Annotated in this window: 22 protein-coding genes and 1 riboswitch; of the genes, 12 read left to right on the top strand and 10 right to left on the bottom strand. The window is 67.1% G+C overall.

All coding sequences use genetic code 11. The features are described from left to right. Position 1: 1 nt before the first annotated feature. The 3 genes from FHG09_RS16605 to purD form a co-directional block, all read right to left on the bottom strand. The gene (locus tag FHG09_RS16605; protein WP_152348749.1) at positions 2–1,189 is read right to left on the bottom strand and encodes an ABC transporter ATP-binding protein; all 1,188 of its coding nucleotides are present in this window, start codon (positions 1,187–1,189) and stop codon (positions 2–4) included. Between the two features lie 15 nt (positions 1,190–1,204). Beyond that, positions 1,205–2,968 carry an amidohydrolase gene (locus tag FHG09_RS16600; RefSeq protein WP_152348748.1) on the bottom strand — a complete coding sequence of 588 codons (1,764 nt, stop codon included), beginning with the start codon at positions 2,966–2,968 and terminating at the stop codon, positions 1,205–1,207. Positions 2,969–3,364: 396 nt separating this feature from the next. After that, positions 3,365–5,605, bottom strand: a complete 2,241-nt coding sequence (purD, locus tag FHG09_RS16595; RefSeq protein ID WP_152348747.1) for a phosphoribosylamine--glycine ligase — start codon at positions 5,603–5,605, stop codon at positions 3,365–3,367. A 33-nt stretch (positions 5,606–5,638) separates the two neighbouring features. Between purD and FHG09_RS16590 the strand changes: the two genes are divergently transcribed. The 4 genes from FHG09_RS16590 to FHG09_RS16575 all read left to right on the top strand — a co-directional run bounded on the left by FHG09_RS16590 (position 5,639) and on the right by FHG09_RS16575 (position 9,576). After that, positions 5,639–6,781: an asparaginase gene (locus FHG09_RS16590; RefSeq protein WP_152348746.1), complete on the top strand. Its 1,143-nt coding sequence runs from the start codon at positions 5,639–5,641 to the stop codon at positions 6,779–6,781. Continuing rightward, positions 6,781–7,176: a sterol carrier family protein gene (locus FHG09_RS16585; RefSeq protein WP_152348745.1), complete on the top strand. Its 396-nt coding sequence runs from the start codon at positions 6,781–6,783 to the stop codon at positions 7,174–7,176. The genes FHG09_RS16590 and FHG09_RS16585 overlap by 1 nt, the downstream gene beginning before the upstream one ends. A gap of 2 nt (positions 7,177–7,178) precedes the next feature. Beyond that, positions 7,179–8,621, top strand: coding sequence for an aldehyde dehydrogenase family protein (locus FHG09_RS16580; protein WP_152348744.1), 1,443 nt, complete (start codon positions 7,179–7,181; stop codon positions 8,619–8,621). Positions 8,622–8,682: 61 nt separating this feature from the next. After that, complete coding sequence (locus tag FHG09_RS16575; protein WP_152348743.1) at positions 8,683–9,576, top strand: EamA family transporter; 894 nt, start codon at positions 8,683–8,685, stop codon at positions 9,574–9,576. 40 nt (positions 9,577–9,616) lie between these two features. Here the strand turns inward: FHG09_RS16575 and FHG09_RS16570 are convergent, their stop codons facing one another. Continuing rightward, a complete protein-coding gene (locus FHG09_RS16570; protein WP_152348742.1) occupies positions 9,617–10,594 on the bottom strand; it encodes a universal stress protein in 978 nt (325 codons plus the stop codon). A gap of 196 nt (positions 10,595–10,790) precedes the next feature. On the opposite strand from FHG09_RS16570, the gene FHG09_RS16565 reads away from it, so the two are divergent. Genes FHG09_RS16565 through purM form a run of 3 tightly spaced genes read left to right on the top strand, consistent with a single transcriptional unit; the run spans position 10,791 to position 13,871 of the window. Next, the gene (locus FHG09_RS16565; protein WP_193627416.1) at positions 10,791–11,246 is read left to right on the top strand and encodes a hypothetical protein; all 456 of its coding nucleotides are present in this window, start codon (positions 10,791–10,793) and stop codon (positions 11,244–11,246) included. 44 nt (positions 11,247–11,290) lie between these two features. Continuing rightward, positions 11,291–12,772, top strand: coding sequence for an amidophosphoribosyltransferase (gene purF / locus FHG09_RS16560; protein ID WP_152348741.1), 1,482 nt, complete (start codon positions 11,291–11,293; stop codon positions 12,770–12,772). Between the two features lies 1 nt (position 12,773). Then, on the top strand, positions 12,774–13,871 hold the full coding sequence (gene purM / locus FHG09_RS16555; RefSeq protein WP_152348740.1) for a phosphoribosylformylglycinamidine cyclo-ligase: 1,098 nt from the start codon (positions 12,774–12,776) through the stop codon (positions 13,869–13,871). Between the two features lie 299 nt (positions 13,872–14,170). Here purM and FHG09_RS16550 read toward each other — a convergent pair whose 3' ends face one another. Further along, positions 14,171–14,380, bottom strand: coding sequence for a DUF3073 domain-containing protein (locus FHG09_RS16550; protein WP_152348772.1), 210 nt, complete (start codon positions 14,378–14,380; stop codon positions 14,171–14,173). A gap of 127 nt (positions 14,381–14,507) precedes the next feature. On the opposite strand from FHG09_RS16550, the gene FHG09_RS16545 reads away from it, so the two are divergent. The 4 genes from FHG09_RS16545 (at position 14,508) to FHG09_RS16530 (ending at position 18,317) form a co-directional block, all read left to right on the top strand. Continuing rightward, on the top strand, positions 14,508–15,323 hold the full coding sequence (locus tag FHG09_RS16545; protein ID WP_152348739.1) for a hypothetical protein: 816 nt from the start codon (positions 14,508–14,510) through the stop codon (positions 15,321–15,323). Positions 15,324–15,450: 127 nt separating this feature from the next. After that, positions 15,451–16,029 carry a hypothetical protein gene (locus tag FHG09_RS16540; protein WP_152348738.1) on the top strand — a complete coding sequence of 193 codons (579 nt, stop codon included), beginning with the start codon at positions 15,451–15,453 and terminating at the stop codon, positions 16,027–16,029. Further along, positions 16,026–16,901 (top strand): hypothetical protein, encoded by an 876-nt coding sequence (locus FHG09_RS16535; protein ID WP_227492822.1) that lies wholly within the window; start codon positions 16,026–16,028, stop codon positions 16,899–16,901. The genes FHG09_RS16540 and FHG09_RS16535 overlap by 4 nt, the downstream gene beginning before the upstream one ends. A 66-nt stretch (positions 16,902–16,967) precedes the next feature. Next, a complete protein-coding gene (locus tag FHG09_RS16530; protein WP_152348736.1) occupies positions 16,968–18,317 on the top strand; it encodes a hypothetical protein in 1,350 nt (449 codons plus the stop codon). A gap of 1 nt (position 18,318) precedes the next feature. Here FHG09_RS16530 and FHG09_RS16525 read toward each other — a convergent pair whose 3' ends face one another. From FHG09_RS16525 to FHG09_RS16505, 5 genes are all read right to left on the bottom strand, one after another. Then, on the bottom strand, positions 18,319–19,197 hold the full coding sequence (locus FHG09_RS16525; RefSeq protein WP_152348735.1) for an AraC family transcriptional regulator: 879 nt from the start codon (positions 19,195–19,197) through the stop codon (positions 18,319–18,321). A 119-nt stretch (positions 19,198–19,316) separates the two neighbouring features. After that, a complete protein-coding gene (locus FHG09_RS16520; RefSeq protein WP_152348734.1) occupies positions 19,317–20,798 on the bottom strand; it encodes a phytoene desaturase family protein in 1,482 nt (493 codons plus the stop codon). 54 nt (positions 20,799–20,852) lie between these two features. Further along, positions 20,853–21,545: a TenA family protein gene (locus FHG09_RS16515; protein ID WP_152348733.1), complete on the bottom strand. Its 693-nt coding sequence runs from the start codon at positions 21,543–21,545 to the stop codon at positions 20,853–20,855. Beyond that, a riboswitch (TPP riboswitch) is annotated at positions 21,540–21,646 on the bottom strand. Its footprint overlaps the gene before it by 6 nt. A gap of 42 nt (positions 21,647–21,688) precedes the next feature. Continuing rightward, the gene (locus FHG09_RS16510; protein WP_227492821.1) at positions 21,689–22,366 is read right to left on the bottom strand and encodes a uridine kinase; all 678 of its coding nucleotides are present in this window, start codon (positions 22,364–22,366) and stop codon (positions 21,689–21,691) included. Then, positions 22,363–23,394, bottom strand: coding sequence for an ATP-grasp domain-containing protein (locus FHG09_RS16505; RefSeq protein WP_152348732.1), 1,032 nt, complete (start codon positions 23,392–23,394; stop codon positions 22,363–22,365). The genes FHG09_RS16510 and FHG09_RS16505 overlap by 4 nt, the downstream gene beginning before the upstream one ends. A gap of 194 nt (positions 23,395–23,588) precedes the next feature. On the opposite strand from FHG09_RS16505, the gene FHG09_RS16500 reads away from it, so the two are divergent. Further along, entirely contained in the window at positions 23,589–23,951 is a 363-nt protein-coding gene (locus tag FHG09_RS16500; protein ID WP_152348731.1) for a VOC family protein, read from the top strand. The last annotated feature ends 11 nt before the right edge of the window (positions 23,952–23,962 follow it).

Here is a 23,962-nt window from a genome sequence, read left to right as displayed (position 1 = left end):
CTCAGGCACCGCCTTCACGGTCGGAGCCGGCCGGTCCGGGTTCCCCGTCGTAGACGGCGACGGCGTCGGCATCCCAGCTCAGCTCCACCTCGGTGCCGGCGCCGATCGGCTCCCGCCCGGCGGCGGGGATACGGGCGAGGATCTCATCGTTGTCACCGACGACGATCATGTACTGGATGACATCGCCCAAGAACGAATACGAGATCACGGAACCGCGCGCCGTGTTCGCCTCCCCGGAACTCTCACCGGCCGGGGCGACGTGCATCCGTTCGGGACGGATGGCTGCACGCACCCGGTCGCCGACCTCGAGATCCCGGGGCTCACCGGCGGCAGTGGCCGGTTTGAGAGTGAGCGTCGGGGCCGTGAGCACGGCGTTGGCCGTGCGCAGGGTCGCGGTCGTCGAACCGGTGGACGCCACCTCGGCGGAGATGAAGTTCTGTTTGCCGATGAAGCCGGCGACGAAGCCGTTGTGCGGGTTCGCGTAGATGTCCTCACCGGAGCCGATCTGCTGGATGACCCCGTCGTACATGACGACGATGCGATCGCTCATCGCCAGCGCCTCATCCTGGTCGTGGGTGACGAAGACGAAGGTTGTGTCGAGCTTCGTGTGGAGTCGTTTGAGTTCGAGCTGCATCTCCTCACGCAGCTTCCTGTCGAGCGCCGACATCGGCTCGTCGAGGAGGAGGACCTGCGGGCGGTTGACGAGGGCACGGGCCAGGGCGATGCGCTGCTGCTGACCGCCGGAGAGCTGTTCGGGTTTGCGTCCGGCGAAGTCCTCCATCTGCACAAGTGCGAGGGCATCGCGGACGCGCTGCGCGATCTCCGGTTTCGGGACCTTCGCCTGCTTGAGTCCGTAGGCGATGTTGTCGGCGATGTTCATATGCGGGAACAGCAGGTAGGACTGGAACACCGTGTTGACCGGCCGGCGGTGCGGCGGCAGGGACACGATGTCCTTTCCGCCGAGCAGGATCGCACCGTCGGTGGGGGTCTCGAAACCGGCGATCATCCGCAGCAGAGTGGTCTTTCCGCAGCCGGAAGGGCCGAGCAGGGAGAGGAATTCGCCCTTGCGGACGTTCAGATCGAGGCGTTCGATGGCGGTGTTGTCGCCGAAGACCTTCTTCACACCCTGGATCTCGAGGTGGTCGAGTCCGGTGTCCGCAGAGGGCGCCGAGGTGGCTGTACTGGTCATGATGGCCTTTCGTCTTCAGCTGGCTGAGCCGGTGGTGGTCGGGGCGGACGGCGGGGTCGGTGCCGGTGGGTGAGGTGGCAGGGTGTTGTGGACGATGCGTCCGTCGCAGATCGTCAGGTCGTTCGTGATCCCCGCGATATCGGTCGGCGGCAGTGTGAAGGGGTTGGCGCTGGCCAATGCGAGGTTGGCCGGCTGACCGGGGCGGATGTGGCCGTTGTCGGCCGAGCGCAGCAGGTGTGCCGAACCTGCGGTGTAGGCACGCAGCGCGGTCGTCAGGTCGATCGCCTCGTCGGGCAGCAGCGGCGACTCATCCGCGGCGGTCGGGTGCGAGCGGTTGAGCGCGACATGGATCGCGTCCCACGGGTTCGCCGTCGATACCGGCCAGTCCGAGCCCATCGCCAGATGGGCGCCGGTGCGGTTGAGAGACCCGAAGGGGTAGAGCCAGCCGCTGCGCTCGGCACCGAGGAAGGGCAGGTTGAGGTCGATCATCTGCTCGTCGTAACAGGCCCACAGCGCCTGCAGGTTCGCAGTGACGCCGAGTTCGGCGAAGCGCGGGACATCGGCGGGATCGACGACCTGGACATGGGCGATATGGTGACGGCGTTCGCCGGTGTCAGCTGTGCTGGTCGTCCCGGTGCCGGCCGTACCCTGGCTGCGGACGGCCTCGAAGGCGTCGAGGGCGGCCTTGACCGCGGCGTCGCCGATCGCATGGCAGTGAATGTCGAAACCGGCCCGATCGAGGGCCGCGAACGAGGCCTCGAGGTGGTCCTTCGTGAAATAGCTCGTTCCGAAGCCACCGCAGGTGCACGTATATTCGGTCGTCATCGCCGCGGTCCGGGACTCGACGATCCCGTCGAGCATGAACTTCACCGAGGTGGCGCGGAAGCGACCATCGGTGCGCACCAGTTCGGTCAGTCGGGCCACCTCGGCGTCGATGTCCTCGACTCCGCGCGGCCACCACAGGCTGCCGACGACCTCGGAGTGCAGCTCGCCCGATTCCGCGGCCCCGACATAGGTGGCATAGGGGTCGCGGTGGCCGCCGTAGTCGCCGACGATGGCGTCCATCCATGCGGTCACTCCGAGGGAGTTGAGGTAGCGCTGACCTTCGCGCAGACCGGCCAGGACCTCCTCCTCGGAGGCGGCGGGGACGTGGGCGGAGACGAGGTCGATGGCCGATTCGTGCAGGCACCCGGTGGGACGGCCGGAGGAATCGGTGACGATGACACCGCCATCGGGTGCCGTGGACGTCTCGTCGAGTCCGGCGGCTGTCATCGCCTGCGTGTTCACCCATGCCGAATGGTGATCGGCGCTGAGCAGGATCGCGGGCCGGTCGGGGCAGACCGCGTCGAGGATGTCGGCGGTCGGGTCGCCTCCGGGGAAGTCGGCCATCGACCAGCCGCCGCCGATGACCCAGTCGTTCGCGAGGTTGGTCGCTTCGGCGCCGACCGCCTCGGGGGCTGCGGCGCCCTCAGCGTTCGCGGCGGGTCCTGGGCTCGTCCCGGCGACGTACCCACGGATCAGATCGAGGGTTTCGGTGAGACCGCCGGCGCCGCTGACATCGCAGGCCAGGGCCTCCTGCCCGCCGAAGGTCGTGTGCACGTGGGCATCGACGAAGCCGGGGGTGAGGAGTCGTCCGGTGGCGGTGATGACCCGATCCGCCGGTGACTGTGCGGGCCCGGTGCCGATCTCGGTGATGATCCCGTCGCGGATGCTCACCCGGTTCTCGGGACGCAGGGCGTCACCGTCGAAGATCGCGACATCGAGGATGTCGAGGTCCATTGCTGCCTCCCGACTGCATTGTCGTCGCACGAGCGGTTTCGTTCGCGCTCCAGCTGTGTCCTGAATCACTGATCAGCAAGACTAGCGTAATCCACGTCACTAATCCACTGATTTCGTTGAGTGAGACAATATATGACGGTCAATTCTTCATCTCGCGAGCAGATGACCGCTGAATCAGTGAGTTCGATTGCGTATTCCGCAAGGAAAGTGGTGTTTTGCGAGTGTGGCCGAGGCGCGGGGAGCGCGCGCTGGTCGGCCGGGGCAGCCGGGGGTGAATGCGTTTGTGGTCACAGAGCCGAGGCGGATCCGCCGGATCCGGCGAATCTCCTCGGTGCTGTGACCACAAACGAACCGGCCCGCGGCTCATATGCGCAGCGCTCTTCGGCGCGCAGAGCCTCAGCCGGGGAAGGTCTGACCGGTGAGCTTCTCGAAGGCTTCGATATAGCGGGCGCGGGTCTTCTCGACGACCTCGGCGGGCAGTGCCGGGGGCGGCGTGTCAGAGGCCTTGTCCCACCCGGATTCCTCGGTCAGCCAGTCGCGGACGAACTGCTTGTCGAAGCTCGACTGAGCCTTGCCCGCCTCATAACCCTCGGCGTCCCAGAAGCGGGAGGAGTCCGGGGTGAGCACTTCGTCGCCGAGGACGATCGTGCCATCGGGCAGGGTCCCGAACTCGAACTTCGTGTCGGCGAGGATGATCCCGCGCTCACGGGCGATCTGCTCGGCGCGCTGGTAGATCTCCACGGTCAGGTCGCGCAGCCTCTCCGCGGTCTCGGTCCCGACGGTCTCGGCGACGGCCTCGAAGCTGACGTTCTCATCGTGCTCGCCGAGCTCGGCCTTCGTCGCCGGGGTGAAGATCGGGGGCTCGAGACGATCGGCCTCGACGAGTCCGGTCGGCAGCCGGATGCCGCACACCGATCCGGTGGCCCGGTAGTCCGACATTCCCGAGCCGGTGAGGTAGCCGCGGGCCACGCACTCGACGGGGAACATGGAGAGGTTCTGCACGATCAGCCCGCGACCGGCCACGGCCTCGGGCACATCCGAGCTGATGACATGGTTGCCGATGACATCGGCGAGCTGATCGAACCACCACAGGCTCAGCCCCGTGAGCACCTTGCCCTTGTCCGGGATCTCCGAATCGAGCACCCAGTCATAGGCGGAGATCCGGTCGGTCGCGACCATGAGCAGCCGGTCCGCCGAGGCGGTGTCGACGGTGTCGGCAGGAATGTAGAGGTCGCGGACCTTCCCCGAATACACGTGCTTCCAGCCCGGCAGCACCGGGGCCACCGGTGCGGGGGCCGCGTAGCCGGCGGCGAGGTCGATACCGCCGGCGGCGGCCGCATCGGCGATATCGGTGCGGTGCTGCTCACCGTCCCACTTGATCTCATCGACTGCGGCATAGGCCTTGGCCCGCGCGTCCTCGAGGTCATTGCCGAGGGAGACGACGGAGAGTACACGGCCACCGGCGGTGACGATGTCTCCGGTCTCGGCGATGTCCTTCGTGATTACGGCATCCTCGGGAGCGAACCCGCCGCTGGGGCCGGTCGCGAGCTTCGTGCCCGCGTGCAGGACGCTGACAGCGGGCAGGGCGGCGGCGGTGTCGAGCCCGCGGATGATGTCCCCGGTGCTCGGCGTGCCCGGGTAGTTCTCGGCGGCCATGACCACGGTCACCGAGGAGCGCGGATCCCATTCGAGGGGTGCGGTCTCGTTCAGGCGGCCTTCGGCGGCGGCGAGCAGCGTCTGGCCGAGGGGGCTGGTCAGCCGGGCGAGCACGGACTGGGTCTCCGGATCGCCGAAGCGGACGTTGAACTCGATGACGCGCAGTCCCTTCGAGGTCAGCGCGAGGCCGCAGTAGAGGAGTCCGGTGAACGGAGTGCCGCGGCGGGCCATCTCATCGACGACGGGCTGGGCGACGGTGTCGATGATCTCATCAACGGTGCCGGCAGGCAGCCATGGCAGCGGCGAATACGCGCCCATTCCGCCCGTGTTCGGGCCGGTGTCACCGTCTCCGATGCGTTTGAAGTCCTGCGCCGGGGCCAGGGGGACGGTGGTCTTTCCGTCGCAGAGGACGAACAGGGAGACCTCGGGGCCGTCAAGATAGTCCTCGATGACGACCCGGTCGGAGACCTCGAGGCAGGAGCTCGCATGCGTCATCGCGGCGTCGAAGTCATCGGTGACGACGACTCCCTTGCCGGCAGCCAGGCCGTCGGCCTTGACCACGTGCGGGGCGCCGAATTCACGCAGCGCGGCCGCCGCCTCGTCGGTCGAATAGGCGACGACGGTGCGTGCAGTCGGCACATCCGCGGACTCCATGACCTCCTTCGCGAACGCCTTCGAGCCTTCGAGGTGCGCGGCTTCCGCGCTGGGGCCGAAGACAGGGAATGAGGCTTCGCGCAGAGCATCCGCGACACCGGCGACCAGCGGGGCTTCGGGCCCGATGACGACGAGATCGACGTCGAGGGTCTCGGCCAGCGCGGTCACGGCGGCGGCATCCGAGGCGTCGACGGCCTCGGTGTGGGCGATCTGCGCGATCCCGGGATTGCCGGGAGCGGCGATGACGGCGTCGACCTGCGGGTCGCGCGAGAGAGCGAGGACGAGGGCGTGTTCACGGGCGCCCGAACCGATGACAAGAACCTTCACGCCACCAGCCTAAAGGGTCGTAGGCTTGAGTGCGTGACCTTCTCGACTTTCACCCCCGCGCAGGCGGCCGAGCTCGCCGTCGTCCGCCGCTGCGATTTCATCGAATCCCGGCACATCGGGTCCGCCGTCGTCCTCGGCCCGCAGGGATCTGCGCTGATCAGCCTGGGTGCCCCGGACGTTCCCGTGTTCACCCGGTCGAGCCTCAAGCCGCTGCAGGCGATCGCTGCGATGAGCCTCGGTGCGCAGCTCGACGGACCGGCGGCGGCTCTGGCGACGGCCTCGCACAAGTCCGAGGCCGGGCATGTGGCGGTCGTGTCCGCGATGCTCGAGGCCGCCGGGCTGAGCGTGTCCGACCTGCAGTGCCCGTCCGCTCATCCCGCCGACGGAGCCTTCCGCCGCGAACTGCAGGAGACGGCTAGGGCCCGGGGCGATGAGGACAGTGCCCCGCGCTCGCCCCTGTACTTCAACTGCTCCGGCAAGCACGCGGCGTTCCTCGCCGCTGCCCGAGCCATCGGCGCCGACACCGCGAACTACCTGTCACCGGAGCATCCCGTGCAGCAGAGGGTCGCCGAGGTGGTCGCCGCCTTCGCCTCCGAGGAGCCCGCCGCGGTCGGCATCGACGGCTGCGGCGCTCCCGTGTTCGCGCTCAGCCTCACCGGTCTGGCCCGCGCCATCGGGCGCGTCGTGCGGATGGGCGGCACGGATGGCGACGGCGCTGCCGCCGAGGCGGCCGAGGCGACCTCGGAGGCGTGGACGGCTTATGAGAGCGAAGCTCGCACTCTCACCGAGGCGGTCTTCGCCGATCCGTGGGCCATCGACGGCCACGGACGGCCGAACTCGACCGTCATCGATCAGCTCGGCGTCTTCGCCAAGGGCGGGGCCGAAGGCGTCATCGTCATGGCCACCAAATCCGGGTATTCGGTCGCCGTGAAATGCCTCGACGGGTCCTCCCGGGCCACGGGGCTGGTCGCTCTCACCCTGCTCCGGCGGGCGGGAGCGTTCGACGCTGCACAGGGGCCCGCCTCGGCGCCGGTCGACGACACAGTGGACGCAGTGATCGCAGCGATCACGGACCCGGTCACCGGGGGCACGGATTCCGAAGGGCGGACGAACGTTGTCGGACGCCTGGAGCTCGGGGAGGATATTGCCGATATCAGTGAGAGGAAGAGGGACTGATGGCGATTCGCAGAAGGATCGACCCCGATCAGGGTCGCAGCGCTGTGGAGATGTGGCTGGCCCAGGCGAGGCTCGACGCGGCACCGGCCGACCGGTCGACCATCGCCACCGCCGTGCGCTTCACTCTCGAAGAGCTCGCTTCCCGCGCCGAAGGCAACAGCGTCGAGGTTCGGGTCCCGCCGTTCGGGGTCACCCAGTGCGTCGCCGGCCCCCGGCATACCCGCGGCACCCCGCCGAACGTCGTCGAGACCTCCGCCGACGTGTGGCTGGGACTGGTCACGGGACGCACCGATTTCGCCGAGGCGCTCGCCGCCGGAGACATCGACGCCTCGGGGACCCGAGCCGACCTCGGCGATCTCCTGCCCCTGTTCACCGCTGCAGAACTCGAGGACTGAGAATGAGCGCACAGATCACGCAGACGACGTCGTTCATCGGCGGACGTCATGTTCCGTCCCTGCTCACCTACGCGAACATCGACCCGGCGACCGGCGGCCACCTCGGCGATATCGCCCGAGCCGGCGCCGACGAAGTCGACCGGGCCGTGCAGGTGGCGGCGAAGGCGCAGCAGGAGTGGAAACGCTCGAGTCCCGAACAGCGCTCCCGTCTGCTCATCGCCACCGCCGCCGTCATCACCGCCCACCGTGACGATCTCGCCCGCATCGAAACCGAGGACACGGGCAAACCGCTGACGCAGGCCTATGCCGACGTCGACGTGTGCGCCCGCTACTTCGAGTTCTACGGCCACACCATCGAGTCCTACTACGGCCACGCGATCCCGCTGGCCGACGATATGCACGTCTACACGCGCCGGGAGCCCTTCGGCGTCACCGGACATATCGTGGCTTGGAACTATCCGCTCCAGCTCATCGGCCGCGCCGCCGCCACCTCGCTGGCCACCGGCAACTGCGCCGTCGCCAAACCCGCCGATGAGACCCCACGGTCGACCGTGCGGCTGGCCGAGCTCATCCACTCCGTCGGATTCCCGGCCGGAGCCTTCAACGTCGTCACCGGCCTCGGTGCCGAGGCGGGAGCGGCACTGAGCGCTCACCCCGGAGTGGCGCACCTGGGCTTCGTCGGGTCGACGCAGACCGGTTCGGCCATCGCCCACGCCGCAGCAGAGAGGGTCGTGCCCACCGTGCTCGAACTCGGCGGGAAGTCCGCGAACATCGTCTTCCCCGACGCCGATGTCGATGCGGCCGTCCCGTCGCTGGTCCGCTCCATCATCCAGAACGCAGGGCAGACCTGCTCGGCCGGATCCCGGCTCATCGTCCACCGCGACATCCATGCCGAGGTCGTCGAGAAGATGACGGCCGCCATGTCGCAGGTGACCATCGGCTACGGCCTCGATGACCCGATGCTCGGGCCTCTGATCTCCGGCAGACAGCACGAGCGGGTGCGCGGGTTCCTCGGAGAGGTCGATTCCGGGCAGATCGTCACCGGCGGCACACGGCCCGAAGGTCTGGCCGACGACCTCGCCGAAGGGGCGTTCATCACCCCCACCATCGTCGACTCAGTGGACCCGCAGTCCCGGATCGCCCAGGAAGAGGTCTTCGGCCCCGTCGTCGTCACCCTGCCGTTCGCTGACGATGACGAAGCCGTGGCTCTGGCCAACGGCACTGAATACGGCCTGGTCACGGCCCTGTGGACGCAGAACATCTCCCGCGCCCACCGACTGGCCGCCGAGGTCGACGCCGGCCAGATCTTCGTCAACACCTACGGTGCCGGCGGGGGAGTCGAACTGCCCTTCGGCGGATTCAAGAAGTCCGGCTACGGTCGCGAGAAGTCCATCGAGGCCCTCGACGAATACACGCAGACGAAGACCGTCGCCATCAAGCTGTGACGGTGCGGGTGCCGATCGAGCGAGGTCGGGGCGCGAGCCCGGGTGAGTCGACGGTGCGCCGATGACCTTCCCGGTGCTCGGCCTCGTCCTCATCGCTTCGGTCGCCCACGCCCTGTGGAACCTCGCCGCGAAGTCCGTCACCGGCAAGGGCTATGCCTTCGTGCTCGCCTACCACGGGCTCTCGGCGCTCCTGCTCGTCCCGGTCGCCGTCGTCATCATCGCCACCGGAGCGCAGCCGCTGAACTGGGGACTCGTCGGCGCGGCGGCGCTGAGCGCGGTGTTCCACATCGGCTACTCGGTGGCCCTGCAGTCCGGCTACGACCACGCTCCCCTGGGCGTCGTCTACCCGACGGCGCGGGGCACCGGACCGGTTGTGACGATCATCATCGCCGTGGCCTTCCTCGGTGAGCGTCCCACCCTCGCCGAGGCGGCCGGAGCCTTCACCGTCATCGCCGGAATCGCTGTCGTCACGATCCGTCCCCGCGGCGGCGAGGGCGGCCCCAGCAGTGCCGGACTGCGGCGCGGACTCGCCTGGGGCGGGCTGATCGGGGCATTCATCGCCTCCTACACGCTCTGGGACGACTTCGCCGTCAACCATGTCAGTGACTCCCCGCTGCTCTACTTCGCCGTCTCCGAAGCCTGCGTCGGGCTGATCATGACCGCCGGGGCGTTCGCGCTGCCGGGGGCACGGGAGAAGCGCGCGGACTTCCGTGACATCCTCCGCTCACACAAGCGGGCGCTCGTGACCGTGGCGATCCTCTCACCCCTGGCGTATGTGCTCGTCCTCTATGCGATGCAGCAGGCGCCGGTGGCGCTCGTGGCCCCGGTGCGCGAAACCTCGATCATCGTCGGCACGCTGCTGGCCTGGTGGTTCTTCGGGGAGAAGAACGTGCTGCTCAAACTCGCCGGCGCCCTCGTCGTGGTCTTAGGTATAGGGCTCATCGCGCTGGGGTGAGGGCCGGCGCTCGCCTGACCGAATCCGCCGGCCCCGCGGCTCAGCGGCGGCGGCCGGGCTGACGGCGGTTGACCCGAACGACTCGCACCGGGCATACGGCGTGGGAGAGGACTCCCTGCGACGTCGATCCGAGGATGGTGGAGACGAACCCGCCGCGGCCACGGGAGCCGATGACCATGAGCTCGGCGGTGTACGTGGCGCTGACAAGCACCTCGGTGGCGGGGGCATCGAAGACCGAGTACCGCACCTCGAGTTCGGGGAAGTCGGCCTTCAGCGAGTCGGCAGCGGCGGCGAATGCCTTGGCCGCTTCGTCATACATCCTGATCAGATGCTCCTCGCTGGGCATCCACTCGGGCGAGAGGATATGCGTGGCGGTGACCCCGACGAGGCGCAGCGGAACACCGTAGATCGCGGCCTGAGCGGCGGCGGCACGCAGCACCGGAGTGTCGGTCTCGAAGGGATCGACGGCGGCGACGACCTCCCCGGTGAAGTCGGGGCGCGAACGTCCGGCCGCCTCGGCGGAGGGATCATCGGTCGTACGGACGGGATCATCGACGGGCAGGGGAGTCGTGGGCATGACCCGGGTCGGCCATGTGCTCGGGACGATGACGGTGGGGCACTGCGAATGCGCGGGCATCGCCAGGGCCACGGACCCGAGGAGGCGGCCGGCGAACCCACCGCGACCGCGTGCCCCGACGACGGCGAGGGCGGCGTTCTTCGAATGCTCGACCATCACTCCGGAGGCGTCACCGGGCGCGATCGTCGTCGACACGGGAACGGCGGCTGCGGTGACTGTGGCGGCGGCCGCCTCGGCGATGTCTTCGACGGTCTTCTTCACAGCGACGTCGAAGTCGGCGGGGTAGACGATGTCGGCCTGGCTCATATTGACGCCGGGGACGGTGTAGGCGGAGACGATGCGGATCTCGGCGGAGGTCTTCTGTGCGTGCGTGATCGCCCACTGCAGGGCGCAGTCGGCGTTGTCGGAACCGTCGATGCCGACGATGATCGTATGGGACATATCGGAACCTCTGTCTTCTGTGGCCGTCAACCTGGTTGCGTCCAGTTTCCATCTGGTTGTGTCCAGTTTATGGGAACTGGCATGAGGCTGCCTGGGAGGAACCTCAGGCTGACTCGACTAGACTGTTCGGGACCTGTTGTTCCGGGGTGTCCCCGGCGATCCATCGGCCCCCATCGGCCACGTGTCCAAGGAGATCATGAAGGACCAGATCGACGTCTCCGTCCGTCGCAGCCCCAAGTACTCGGTGTTCATGGGCATCGGCGCGGTGCTCGGCATCGTGGTCGCGGGAATCCTCGCGGTCTTCGTCGACCCGGCCGATATGCCGATGGGCTACACGGTGGCCAAGGGCCTGGGCCTGATGCTGCTCGTCCTCGGGATCGGCGGGCTGTTCCTCGGCGGACTCATCGCACTCATCCTCGACTGGAGGGGACGCAAGCGGTCGAAGGAGTACCGAGTCGATGCGCAGATCGATATGGTCGACGACCCGAAGGAGATCGCACGCCGCCGCATCGCCGAAGCCCGCGCGGAGGACCCGGATGCCGGCGATGCCGAGGGGGCAGCCGCCTCGGCGGACACGGATGCCGCGCCCGCGGTCGACGATGAGGACGATTCGGGAGCTGGCCGGGATTCGGCCACCGGTTCCACAGTCTGATCACCGGGTCAGAGCGTCTGCGCGGGTATGAGACAATTTCACTCGTGGCAAGAGGAGACGGGCAGCTGACGCACGAAATCGACCCCCAGGACCGCGGACCGCAGGACGAATGCGGTGTGTTCGGAGTCTGGGCCCCCGGCGAGGAAACCGCCAAACTCACCTACTTCGGGCTCTACGCCCTGCAGCATCGCGGACAGGAGTCCGCGGGAATCGCTGCCAGCAACGGCAAGCAGATCCTCATCTACCGCGATATGGGTCTGGTCTCCCAGGTGTTCCACGAACGCGACCTCGAGCTACTGCAGGGCCATATCGCCGTCGGGCACACCCGGTATTCGACGACCGGTTCGCCCTCGTTCGAGAACGCCCAGCCCACGCTGGGACCGACCCCGTTCGGCACCGTGGCGCTGGCCCACAACGGCAACCTGACGAACTTCGACGCGCTCGAAGCCATGGCCGATTCCCGTCGTGACCACGCGACGAAGGTCGTGGAGGCGGCCACGAGGAAGACGGCCCGCACCCGGCCCTTCCGGGATTCGTCGAACGACACCTCCCTGGTCACCGAACTCTTCGCGACCGAAGAGGGAGAGAACCTCACCGAGGCGGCGCTGAACCTGCTGCCGCATGTCGAGGGAGCGTTCTCGCTGGTCTACATGGACGAGCACACCCTCTACGCCGCCCGTGACCGGCACGGGGTCCGTCCCCTGTCGCTGGGACGGATGGAGAACGGCTGGGTCGTGGCCTCGGAGACTGCGGCGCTCGACATCGTCGGCGCGAAGTTCGTGCGCGACATCGAACCCGGCGAGCTCATCGCCATCGACGAAGACGGTCTGCGCTCGCACCGCTTCGCCGAACCGGACCAGGCCCGGTGCGTCTTCGAATACGTCTATCTCGCACGCCCCGACAGCATGCTCGCCGGCAAGAACGTCCACGCCGCACGCACCCAGATGGGCAGGCAGCTGGCCGAGGAGTACCCAGTCGACGCCGACCTCGTCATCGCCACACCCGAATCCGGAACGCCGGCGGCCGTCGGCTACGCCGAGGCCTCGGGCATCCCGTTCGGTCAGGGACTGATGAAGAACGCCTATGTCGGACGCACCTTCATCCAGCCCTCGCAGACCCTGCGGCAGCTGGGCATCCGCCTCAAACTCAACCCGATCCGGGAGAACATCGAAGGCCGCCGCCTCGTCGTCGTCGACGATTCGATCGTGCGCGGAAACACCCAGCGGGCCCTCGTGCGGATGCTGCGCGAGGCCGGGGCGGCGGAGGTCCATGTGCGCATCTCCTCCCCGCCGGTGAAGTGGCCGTGCTTCTACGGCATCGACTTCGCCACCCGAGCCGAGCTCATCGCCAACGGACTGACCACGAACGAGATCTGCGAGAACCTCGGCGCAGATTCTCTCGGCTACATCTCTCTGGACGGCATGATCGCCGCCACCCAGCAGGAGCGCAGCCAGCTGTGCACCGCCTGCTTCTCCGGCGACTACCCGATTCCCGTCAACAACACACCCGCCGACAAAGGATGCTGAGTTGAGTTCCGAAGCGAACCCGAAGTCCACCACCTATGCCGCCGCCGGCGTCGACGTCGAGGCAGGAGACCGCGCCGTCGAACTCATGAAGGCCGCCGTCTCGGCCACCCACAACTCGCACGTCGTCGGTGGGATGGGCGGATTCGCCGGACTCTTCGACGTCTCCGTGCTCAAGGACTTCGAGCGTCCGCTGCTCGCCTCGTCGACCGACGGAGTGGGCACGAAGGTCGCCATCGCGCAGGCCATGGACAAGCACGACACCATCGGCTACGACCTCGTGGGCATGGTCGTCGACGACATCATCGTCTGCGGCGCCCGACCCCTGTTCATGACCGACTACATCGCCTGCGGCAAGGTCGTGGCCGAACGCATCGCCGATATCGTGCGCGGAATCGCCGATGCCTGCGCATCGGCCGGTGTCGCGCTGGTCGGCGGGGAGACCGCTGAGCATCCGGGCCTGCTCGGGGTCGACGAGTACGATGTCGCCGGTGCGGCCACCGGCGTCGTCGAGGCCTCGAAGCTGCTCGGACCCGAGAAGGTCCGCGCCGGGGACGTGCTCATCGGTCTGCCGTCCTCGGGCATCCACTCCAATGGCTACTCCCTGGTCCGCCACATCATCGCCGAGGCGGGATGGGGCCTGGATCGGCAGGTCGAGGAATTCGGCCGCACCCTCGGTGAGGAGCTGCTCGTTCCCACCCATGTCTACACCGGTGAGCTCGCCGCTCTCTTCGACGCGCTGCCGGATGCCGTGCATTCGGTCTCGCACGTCACCGGCGGGGGACTGTCTGCCAATGTGGCCAGGGTGCTTCCGCAGGGTCTGGTCGCGACGATGTCGCGTGCCTCCTGGGAGATCCCGGCGGTGTTCTCCGTGCTTGGCGACCTCGGCGGAGTGCCGCAGGACGACCGGGAACGCACCTGGAACCTCGGCGTGGGCATGGTCCTCGTCGTCGACGCGGAGTCGGTCGACGGTGTGCTCGCCGCGAGCCCAGGGGCCTGGGTGCTCGGCGACGTCGCTGCCGATGACGGTTCTCTGAACTCCGATCCCTACTATGTGCAGGGTGCCAAGGGCGTCGACGGCGGCGCCGCGATCCTGCAGTAGGCGCCGCGCGGCGCCGCGCCGCGAAGCATCCCTCACCCGTACTCTCACACCCTCGTGCTCCTGCACGAGGGTGTGCTGCTTCTGATGAGTGATGGCCGCGGGGCTGGAGGGAATGCTGCCAACGGTGGGGGATGCACGGGAGGGCACGGCCGCCTCGGCGAGGAAATGTCCGGAGCGGGAGAACACGTGTGCCCACAATCAGATGCGCACACGACATCCGCACACGACAGAGGGCGGGGACCGAAGTCCCCGCCCTCTGCGATGTCAGATCAGCCGTGCGCGGCTGCACTCATCTGAGCTCAGTCATCGTCCTCGTCGTCATCGTCGACATTGTACTTGTCGGCGTAATCAGAGTAGTCGGGTTCATCGTCGTACGGATCGGACGGACCAGACTGGCGCGCGTCGGCGCCCAGCTCCTGCTGGAGTCTATTAAGGTCGGTATCCGGGCTGTAGTACTTCAGCTTCCGAGCTACCTTGATCTGCTTTGCCTTTGCGCGGCCGCGACCCACTGGCGTGACCCCCTCCGTCGTCAATGGGGCCGATTGCCCCGGACTAGATCTCTGCTATGCGCTTAAATCCTACCTGTTCATACTGCGAAGTTCCATTTTGTGAGTGGACCTTGGATAGGCTGAGCCCATGGCCTACCGTCGCGATTATGTCGTCACCCTGCGGATCTTCGAACCTCTTGTGGTGCATTCCGAATTGCAAGACAGGCAGGTGGAGGACAACCGGTCACGCGTCGAGGAGCAGATTTCCCACGACGCCGACAAGCGCTTGATCTCCCTGCCTCCGTCGCCCGTGGCCGACTCATTTCGGCGCACTCCGATCTTCCTTCCTGCGTCTCAGACCGCGGACGGGGTGGACCGTTTCTGCCCTGCTCAAGAGGACATCCGCGGGTGGGAGGCGCTCGAGTCGCTGACCGAGCACACCTCGAAGGCGACCTTGGACATCGTCGCTCCGAAGACCGCCCGCCGACGTGCCGCCAGCCGCCGTGCGGAATGGCTGCAGGACGCGAAGGACACGCGGATCTTCACCCGGGTCTCGGCGTGGGACGTGCCGCCGTCGTGGTGGCTGTTCTTCTCCCTGACCGAGGATCAGGTCATCACGGAGGAGACCGACGAGGGGCTGCGGGTGCTCATCCGCACGGACATTCTGGCCGCCTCGGCGCGCATGGAATGGGCTTCGGAGACGATCGCGGACAGCTCGAAGGTCGTCGACATGGTCGAGCAGACCTCGGTTCTGGCCGAGTGGATCGACACTTTCGATATGAACTCGATCCTCGAGCTCGACCTCGGCGGGATGTCCGATGTGCTGTGGCCGAGCGAGGCCGCGGAGCTCGTCGACTCGTGGGTCACCGCTCTGAGCAACGATGATTCGGAATCGGCCGTCGCCGCCTTCCAGAAGTATGCGGCCGGCTGGGAGCAGCTCAACCTCTACGCCCGCAGCTCCTGACCCCTATTACTACCCGACGGCGGCTGAGCAACCTCGCGCGAGGTTGCTCAGCCGCCGTCGGGTAGTTCTGGGCGGATAGGATTGTCAGCGAACGAGCCGCACCCGAGAGGACGAGTCCCGTAAGCGTATGGAAGAGAAGAAGCGCCGTCTCCTGACGAGCCAGGACCCCGCCGCCGCGGATCCCGCTGCCGCGTCCGCCGTGGACGGCACAGGCGAGTCCGCCCCACCCGGCTCCCGCAGCGCCAAAGGCCCGACCCGCGTGAAACCGCTGTCGAAGGTCTCCGTCGCCTGGCGCATCGTCGTTCCTGCCGTTGCGTTCGTCATCCTCACCTGCGGGCAGTTCCTCAACACGAATGACTTCTTCCCGCTCGGCTCGCTCACCCAGTACGCCACCGCCAAAGACCTCAACGGCACCGTGAACTCCACCTGCATCGAAGCCCAGTTCCCCGACGAGGAGGAACCGCGTCGCCTCGGTTTCAACGCCGCGACCGTCGGCATCGAACGCGGTGACGTCGAATCCCAGCTCGACCGGGTCATCGCCCACCCCGAGCTCATGCAGTCGATGGCCGATTCGTACGCCCGGCTGCACCCGAACGAACCGAAACCCGAAACGATGATCCTCTGCCGCACCACCACCCAGCTGCAGAACGGCCTTGCCATCGGCGAACCCGAACAGACGACGCTGGCAACCTGGGAGGTCCGATGAGCGGCACCCCGACATTGACGACCACCCCCGCCGAGGCGGCCGACCGGAATCCGTTCCTCCGCTGGTTCATGCCCGCCGTGCCACTGGCCCGGGTGGCCGTGTTCCGCGTCTTCATCTACGTCTTCATCATCATCGATGTGCACACGATCTCCGGTGACGTCATCGCCCACGGCTGGACACCCGAGTTCTACCAGCCGCTGTGGCTGGCGAGGTTCCTCCACATCCCCGCGGTCAGCGTCCTCGGCGCGCAGATCCTGCTCACCCTCATCATCGTCTTCTCCCTGCTCGCCGCCGCCGGAATCCTCCAGCGCCTCAGCGGCTGGGCGGTGGCGATCAGCTTCGGCGCGTGGATGTTCTACACCCAGGGATACGGGTACGTGGCGCATGATCATATGGCGCTCGTCATCGCCGCTTTCGTCCTGCCGACGATCGGCACCGCCCGATTCCGTGATGTCAGCACCGCCTCGGTGCGGGCCGGCTGGGCGCTGCGGATCGTGCAGATCTCGGTCGTGCTCACCTACTTCTACTCGGTGCTGATGAAGTGGATCGCTTCGGGCAACATCACCCACTGGGCCAACGGTGCGGTCATCATCTGGGCGCTCATGCGCCGCGGCGCCGAATGGTCGAAGCCGTTCCTCGAAATGCCCGGCCTCCTCATCGCCGCACAGTGGGCGACGCTGGTCTTCGAGTTCCTCTCACCGGTCGCCCTGTTCCTCAAGGGCAAGTGGCTCTACGCGGTCGTCGCGTTCTTCTGCCTCTTCCACCTCATGACGTACCTGGCATTGGGCATCCACTTCCTGCCGACCGTCGTCTGCTGGGCGGCGTTCCTGCCCCTGGAGAAACTCGTGCCGCGGCGCTTCGCGACTGGCTGAAGGTGCGGCGGACGCGCGGAGGAACTGCGCCTCCGAGCGTCGACGCGGTCGCGTAGTCTCGGTACCATGACCACGTACCCGACCGATCCGGACGGCCGGATCACCGCCGAGGATCTGCTGACGTCCCCGCGGGGACGCTCGCTCGTTTTCGGGCTGGCCCAGCGCGGACGGACCGACGAATTCGACGACGAAGCTGAGCCCCTCACCGAGGAAGCGCGTGCCTTGGATGAGTTCCGCAGCGCCGTCTTCGCCGCCGGCTCACGCGTCGATAGGGCGCAGGGAGTCGCGGTGACGATCTACGTCCGCGAAGACGGCACGGAGGCGGGATCCGAACCAGAACTCGAGACGGAACCAGAACTTGGTCCAGATCCGAAGGCCATGAGTTCAGCCGACGTCGCGGCGCGGCTACGACTCGTCACACCGGTGATCCCGACCCAAGATGACCTCGAGAACGAGATGGCCGAGGTCATCTCCGGCGCCATGTACTGGCAGCCTCCGCACGGCCACAACCAGATCGCTTCCGACCCCGTAGTGCGCGAAGCCCTGCGTCGCTTCGCCGAGATCCTCATTGACACCGGACTGCTCGACAGCTGGTCTTTGGCGCTCAATCCGAATGATCAATGGGCTCTGGCCTGGGATGATGAAGTGCATCGTGGTTCACTGCCGGCGGTCTTCGACCTTGAGCCGGGCCCCGCCGACTCGTCAGAGGAGCATCCGGAGATCACTCTGACCGATCTCCATCCGACCAGCACCGGGAGCGGAATCCACCCGCCTTGGGGGCTCGGCGAGTGGCTCGCCGACGTCCTCACCACGGAGACGGACTATCGCCACGATTTCGTGAAGAATCCCCTTGGCGAGGTCAGCGGCGAGTGGTGCTCGACACCGCCTGGCGGACTCTGGTCATCGACAGGGACCTGGCCGCACGGAACGCCGATCGGCGTGGAACTCGTCGAGGACGATTTCGGTCTCGAGCGCGCCCGGGCCTGCCGCCTGCGGTTGCGCTCGGACGCTCGCATCGCCGAGATCCGTGGACCTGCAGACTGGGCGGATCTGTGCCGTCGCTATCCGCTCGACGTCACCGCCCAACGCCGCCAGGTGTGGTTCGAGGCCACCGACCGCAAAGGGCGCTGGGTCATCCCGGACTGGTCACAGGTGTCCGAGGAATTCGACGGCGTCCACGTCGGTCTGGCCGGCTATCTGCGTACGGCAGGTGCGGTCATCGACGTAGCCGAGGCCCACCTCGGCGAGGCATCGGAGACCTTCCCCACGGTGGGGAACACCGACGATCGGACCGCGAGTCTGATGGCGGGTTGGCACCCGGATACGACGTTCTGGCTGAACGACGTCATCGACGCCGTCACCGAGGTGGTCGAATGGCATTACGACGACGATGCCGACCGGTGGGTGCGGGGCTGAGTCAGGCCCGCTCCACGGGCAGCCAGAGATCCGTCGTCGCGGTGCTGAAGTCCTCGGCGCGATCGAGAATCGACACGATCGAGGGCCCCGGACGCAGTCGCCACGGGTTCGACGGGAACCATTCGCCGGCCGTGGCCGCCCACGTGTCTTGAAGTGCCATCGGGTACGGGCCGCTTGCTGTGAAGACGGCCCACATCCCGGCCCGGACATCGATGATATCGAGGTCCTCCGGCGCCGAGGCGGCCGACGAGATCGCGACCCCATGAAGATAGGTGAGGTCGGTTCCTTCGCGGTAGTCGGGATCCACACCGTCCGTGACCTGGAGCAGCCCTTCTGGCGTCGTGTCCGAGAGCTCTTTGAGCCGTTCGTGCTCGGCGTGCGGGAGCGAAGCGACGAACTCGCGGATGTGCGGGTTCTCTCCTTCGTGGATGAGCGGCACACGCACAGCATGGCCGATGAGTGCGAATGCGGGGTGGTCGATGATTCTGGTGTCCATGGTCGAACTCCCTTCGATCGTCAGGCGGAACCTGAGTGACTGTTGGCTGCGAAGGGGACCGCCGTTGCGCCGTGCCTCGGACGGAGCCGTACCGTGGACGGACCGAAAGGCGCGCGTGAATGCCTCCGTCGATCCGTATCCGTACCGCACCGCCACACCCAGCAGATCCTCACCGTCGATGACGTCACCGGCGGCGACGGTCATTCTGCGCCTGCGGACATACTCCGAGAGCGGAATTCCCGCCAGCGATGAGAACATCCGCCGCAGGTGATACTCGGTCGTGCCGAGCCTGGCGGCCAGCGCACCGACCTCGACGGACTCCGCGGAATCGGCAGTCAGGTTCGACTCGATGACGTCGATGAGTGTATTGAGTTCAGCGATCACGATCTCTCCCTTCACTCATCCATACTTCCGGTGGCCCAGGGTGTCCCGCCCGACAATCTGTGCCCGATTCGATCACGTCTGAGATGGTGGTGCGTCCCCGTGGGGACGGACTCGATCAGTCAGTCGCCCGGTGCCAGGCTGGGCGCCTCGTCGATGCCGAAGCGGGTCTTCAGCGCTCGGCGGGCGGCGAACCAGCCGTTCATCCCGTGCACGCCCGGGGCCGGTGGGGTCGCCGCCGAGCAGAGGAAGGCCCCCGGCACGCCGAGGCTGTAGTTGTCCCAGCTGGTGCGCGGGCGAGCCATCATGCGGTAGAAGGACACAACACCGGTGGCGATGTCGCCGCCGATGTAGTTCTGGTTGTGGCTGGCCATCTCGGAGGCGGGGATCGCATTGTGAGCGACGATGCGGTCGCGGAAGCCGGGGGCGAAGCGTTCGATCTGCCGGGTGATGTACTCGGTCGGGTCGAGCGGGCAGTCGAATGGGACATGGCAGTACGTCCACAGCGGCCGCAGTCCGCCCACCTCGCGTGAGGGGTCGAAGACGGTGGGGTCTGAGACGAGGCAGACGGGGTCGGCCGGCATCCGTCCGGACATCACCTGTGCCTCGGCGGCGGCCATCTGGGCTCGGGTCCCCCCGACGTGAATGGTGCCGGCCCGGCCCACTTCGGGGTCGGACCAGGGGACCGGGCCGTCGAGGACGAAGTCGACCTTGGCGGCGGCGTTGCCGTGCTTGAACGAACGCAGGCTGTGGTCGACCTTGCCGGGAAGCAGTCCGGAGAAGATCTGGGCGGCGTTCAGCGCCGAGGTGTCGAGAAGATAGGCGCGGGCCGCTGGCAGATCGGAGATGTGGTCGATGCGCGCATTCGTGGTGACGGTTCCGCCGTGGGCTTCGAGATCGGCGACGAGGTAGTCGATGATCGCCTGCGAACCGCCGATGGGGGAGGGCCAGCCGTCGGCGTGGGCGACTGTGGAGAGCATCGTCGCGGTGGCCGCTGTGCCCATCGCCGGCAGTCCGCCGATCGCATGCGCGGCGACGCCGGTGAACAGGGCCTGGCTCGATTCGTGGGAGAGCGGAATGTTCCAGGCAGGACTGGCCTGGCTCAGCAGCCGCAGGCCGAACTTCACGACGTTCGCGATTCCGGGAATATCGCGCAGTGTCTCCGGCACGGAACGCTTGTCACCGAGGGAGAGCCAGATCGCGTCATCGACACGATCGAGCAGAGGGGCGAAGAAACGTCGCCATTCCGGTCCCGCCTCGCCGAGGCGGTCGACCGTTTCGTCGAGATCGTGGAACGCCAGCGCGGCGGGCTTGGCGTCGAGGGGTTGGGCGTAGGAGACCTCGGGGGTGGTCAGCTCCATGCCGCGGGCACGCAGGTCGAAGTCGACGAAGAAGGGGCTGGCAATGGCCAGCGGGTGCACGGCCGAGCAGATGTCATGAGTGACGCCCGGCGCCAAACCGAGGTCGAGGGTGCGGGCGCCGCCACCGATCGTCGACTGAGCTTCGAAGACCTCGACGGACAGCCCGGCGCGGGCCAGGGTGACCGCGGCGGCCATGCCGTTGGGGCCGGATCCGACGACGACTGCATCAACACCTGTGCTCATGAGGTCAGTCTAGGTCAGCGGGCTGGGCAGCTGCGGTGTGCAGTCCGGGGTGGCTCAGTTTTCGTACACGTTGTCGAAGAAGTCGCATTCGAGGGCGACGGCCTGGTGCCAGGTGCGACTCAGGGTCTCGGCGTCTGAGCCCTGGTCGTCGTCTGTCGGGAACACGCGTTCGAGTTCGTCGACGAGGAACTGCACCCAACCGTGGAAAGCGTCGCCTCGGTGGAGGTCGATCCATCTTCGGTGCACCTGGCGCGACGGTTTTGCCTCTTGGGATTCGGCCCAGTCGAGGTAGAGCCATTCGGCGACGACGAGGACGATCAGCAGCTGCGGATATGACGCCGAGGTGACGGACTCGTCCATGAGATCACGGAACCCCGCCGTGGGCGCCGTGAGCTCAGGGTCGAGATACCCATCGGGGAGCACTCCCAGCTCGGCGAAGGAGTCGACGAAGTACGTGTCCTCATCGGCGGCGAGCATCCCCAGCTGCCGGGCGAACCGCAGCTTCGCATCGAGCTCATCGGCATGGGCGACGCAGGCACCGAGCATGGACAGGAACGACTCGAAGAACTGATAGTCCTGCACGAGATAGTCACGCATGACCGCGTCGTCGACCGTGCCGGCGAAGAGTTCGCGGACGAATCGGTGGTCGACGGCCTCCGCCCATTGTCTGCTCGTCGACCTCATCAGTGCCGACACTGCTCCGTCGGCGGCCACGGTGATCGTCGTGTCGATGTCTGTGGTGGTCATTGCTCTTCCACTTCCTCCGCCGGTGCTCACCGGATCAGGTTCAAAGGGTCTGCGTGTGCACTCTCAGCGTCGGCTCCTTCGGCGCTCCCCTGTAGCCCCTCGACCCTACCACTCTGACAAGAACAGTTGTCAGATCGAACGAGTCAGGGCCGACCGGTCAAGGTCGGCCGGTCGAGGTCGCGGTTGTCGAGCACCCACGTCGCCTGCTCCCACGGGGTCGCCTCGGCGAAGTAGAGGCGCTGGCCGCCGACATATCGGTGGTTCGACTCATCCTCGGGGTCGGCATCGAAGCGTCCGGGAAACCGCTCATTGCCGCGAGGAACCGAGACCTCGAACGGCACATCGACCCACACGCTCGCATCCCAGAGATTGCGCAGCTCGGGACGGTGGAGGAAGATCCCTTCGACGAGGAGGACGCAGTCGCTGGGCAGGATCCGAGGTTCCGGCTCGATCGGCCGGTCCGCGTCGACGTCCCACACCGCAGCAACGATCGCTTCACCCCTGCGGAAGGGTTCGACGACCGACTCGACGAATGCGCTGTAGTCGTAGGAATCCCGGTAGAAGGTCTCCGGTCCCTTGCCGCGGGCGCAGCGAACCGCCCGCTCGTGGTGGAACCCGTCGATGCCAGCTGTGGCGACCGGACGAACCGACGCAGTGCCGGCACCGCCCGAACCCTTTTGCGCGAGACCGACGAGTTCCCGGGCGATCGTCGACTTCCCGGCCCCGTCGACCCCGTCGAGGGCCACAAGCGCACGACGCCCGGGCCCGACAGCGCGCAGCTCAGTCAGCAGATCCGTGAGTACCCGGATGCGGATGCTCACCGGGATGCGGACCCGGCGAGCGACGCGGACGGCGGGGCCACCTCGGCGAGGGTGTCGGCGATGAAATCGGCGATCCGGTCGGCGGCCGGCCGCCGACCGGCCAGCTGTTCGGCCGTTTCGACGGTCGGGTTGTAGTTCGTGTTCGTGTTGATGTCGTAGACGACCTGGCGGCCGTCGAGAGTTTCGATGAACTCGATGCCGGCGATCGCGACACCAAGATCGACCAGCAGCGTCTCGAGGTGAGCGATCAGCGGTGTCTCGGTGGTGATGTCGTCCCGGCGGGAGAACTGGCTGACCGGAGTGGCAGCGGAACTGTTCGAGGCCTCGGCTCTGGGGATCTCGCAGGCATCGGCTGGGCACAGTTCGAAGGACCCGCCGGAGACGTCGACGCGCACCGCATAGTGGAAACGGCCGCCGATGAATTCGGCACGGGTGATGAATGGCTGCGCCGGCTGCACATACTCCTGGATGAGGGTGATGCCGTCGATCGGTGCATTCGCTCCGCGGGGTGCGAAATCTGCAGCCGCGTCGGAAAGCTCCGAATGGGAGTCGAAGCGGCGGACACCGAGTCCCTTCCCGCCCTGATTGTGCTTCGTGATGAACGGGGGAGCGAAGGTCCCCGCGGCCTCGACGAGCGCCTGCGGTCCGAATGCGGCTGCGGTGCGCGGCACGTCGAAGCCGCGGCCGGCCAGCTCGCGATGCTGACGGATTTTGCTCACCTCGAGCTCGTAGACGTCGCGACCGTTGAGGACCCGGCGCCCAGCGGCGGCGAGCCAGTCGAGGACCGCGCGTCCGTACTCCTTCACATGCGGATCGGTTCGGGTGTGCGCCGACGCCGACAGCCGCGACCAGAACAGCCCCTGTGGAGGTTCGGCAGCAAGATCGATCGTGGTCTCGGGCAGCAGCCACTCGATATGAGGGACGTCGAGGCGATCGAGCGCCTCGGTGAGTGGGGCGATCCATTCCGGATTGTCGTGGATGATGTACACCGCCGGAGTGTCGCCGACAGGCAGAGTGTGAGAACTCATCGCGCACCTTCGCTTGGGGTGCCGGCGCGATCGCTCGCCCGGCGGATCTGCTCAACAATCTTACGCCACGTCATCGTTCCGCGAACAGGGTCCCTGGCGCGATTGCCGTTGCCTCTCGAGCAGATCGTCCACTGCTTGGACCCGGGGGCTGCCGGGGCCCTCGACATGTCCGTGCCGCGGCGTAGACTCGGGGCATGGCTATAGCAAAGCAGCCCGTTGTCGTGCTCGATGCTCCCGACGCCGCCGAGCTCGCGGAGTTCTACGGAAAACTCCTCGACTGGACGGTCGCGGTCGACGAGGACGGCACCTGGGCGGAAGTCACCTCCGATTCCTGGCCGCCGATCTGCATCCAGCAGGTCGAGGACTATCACGCGCCCAGCTGGCCCGGTCAGGCTCACCCGCAGCAGATGCACCTCGATGTCATCGTCGACGACCTCGATGTTGCGGAGAAGTCCGTGCTTGAGATCGGTGCGGGCAAAGCCCCCGAGCAACCGGGTGAGACGTTCCGCGTCTTCCTCGACCCGGCCGGTCACCCGTTCTGCCTGTGCAGGTCCTGACACCCGAGGAG

Origin of the sequence: Brevibacterium sp. CFH 10365, assembly GCF_009299785.1 — a bacterium.
In the GTDB taxonomy this organism is placed as follows: Bacteria; Actinomycetota; Actinomycetes; order Actinomycetales; family Brevibacteriaceae; genus Brevibacterium; species Brevibacterium limosum.
The sequence above is the reverse complement of the archived record's forward strand: the minus strand, read 5'-3'. Positions and strand labels throughout refer to the sequence as shown.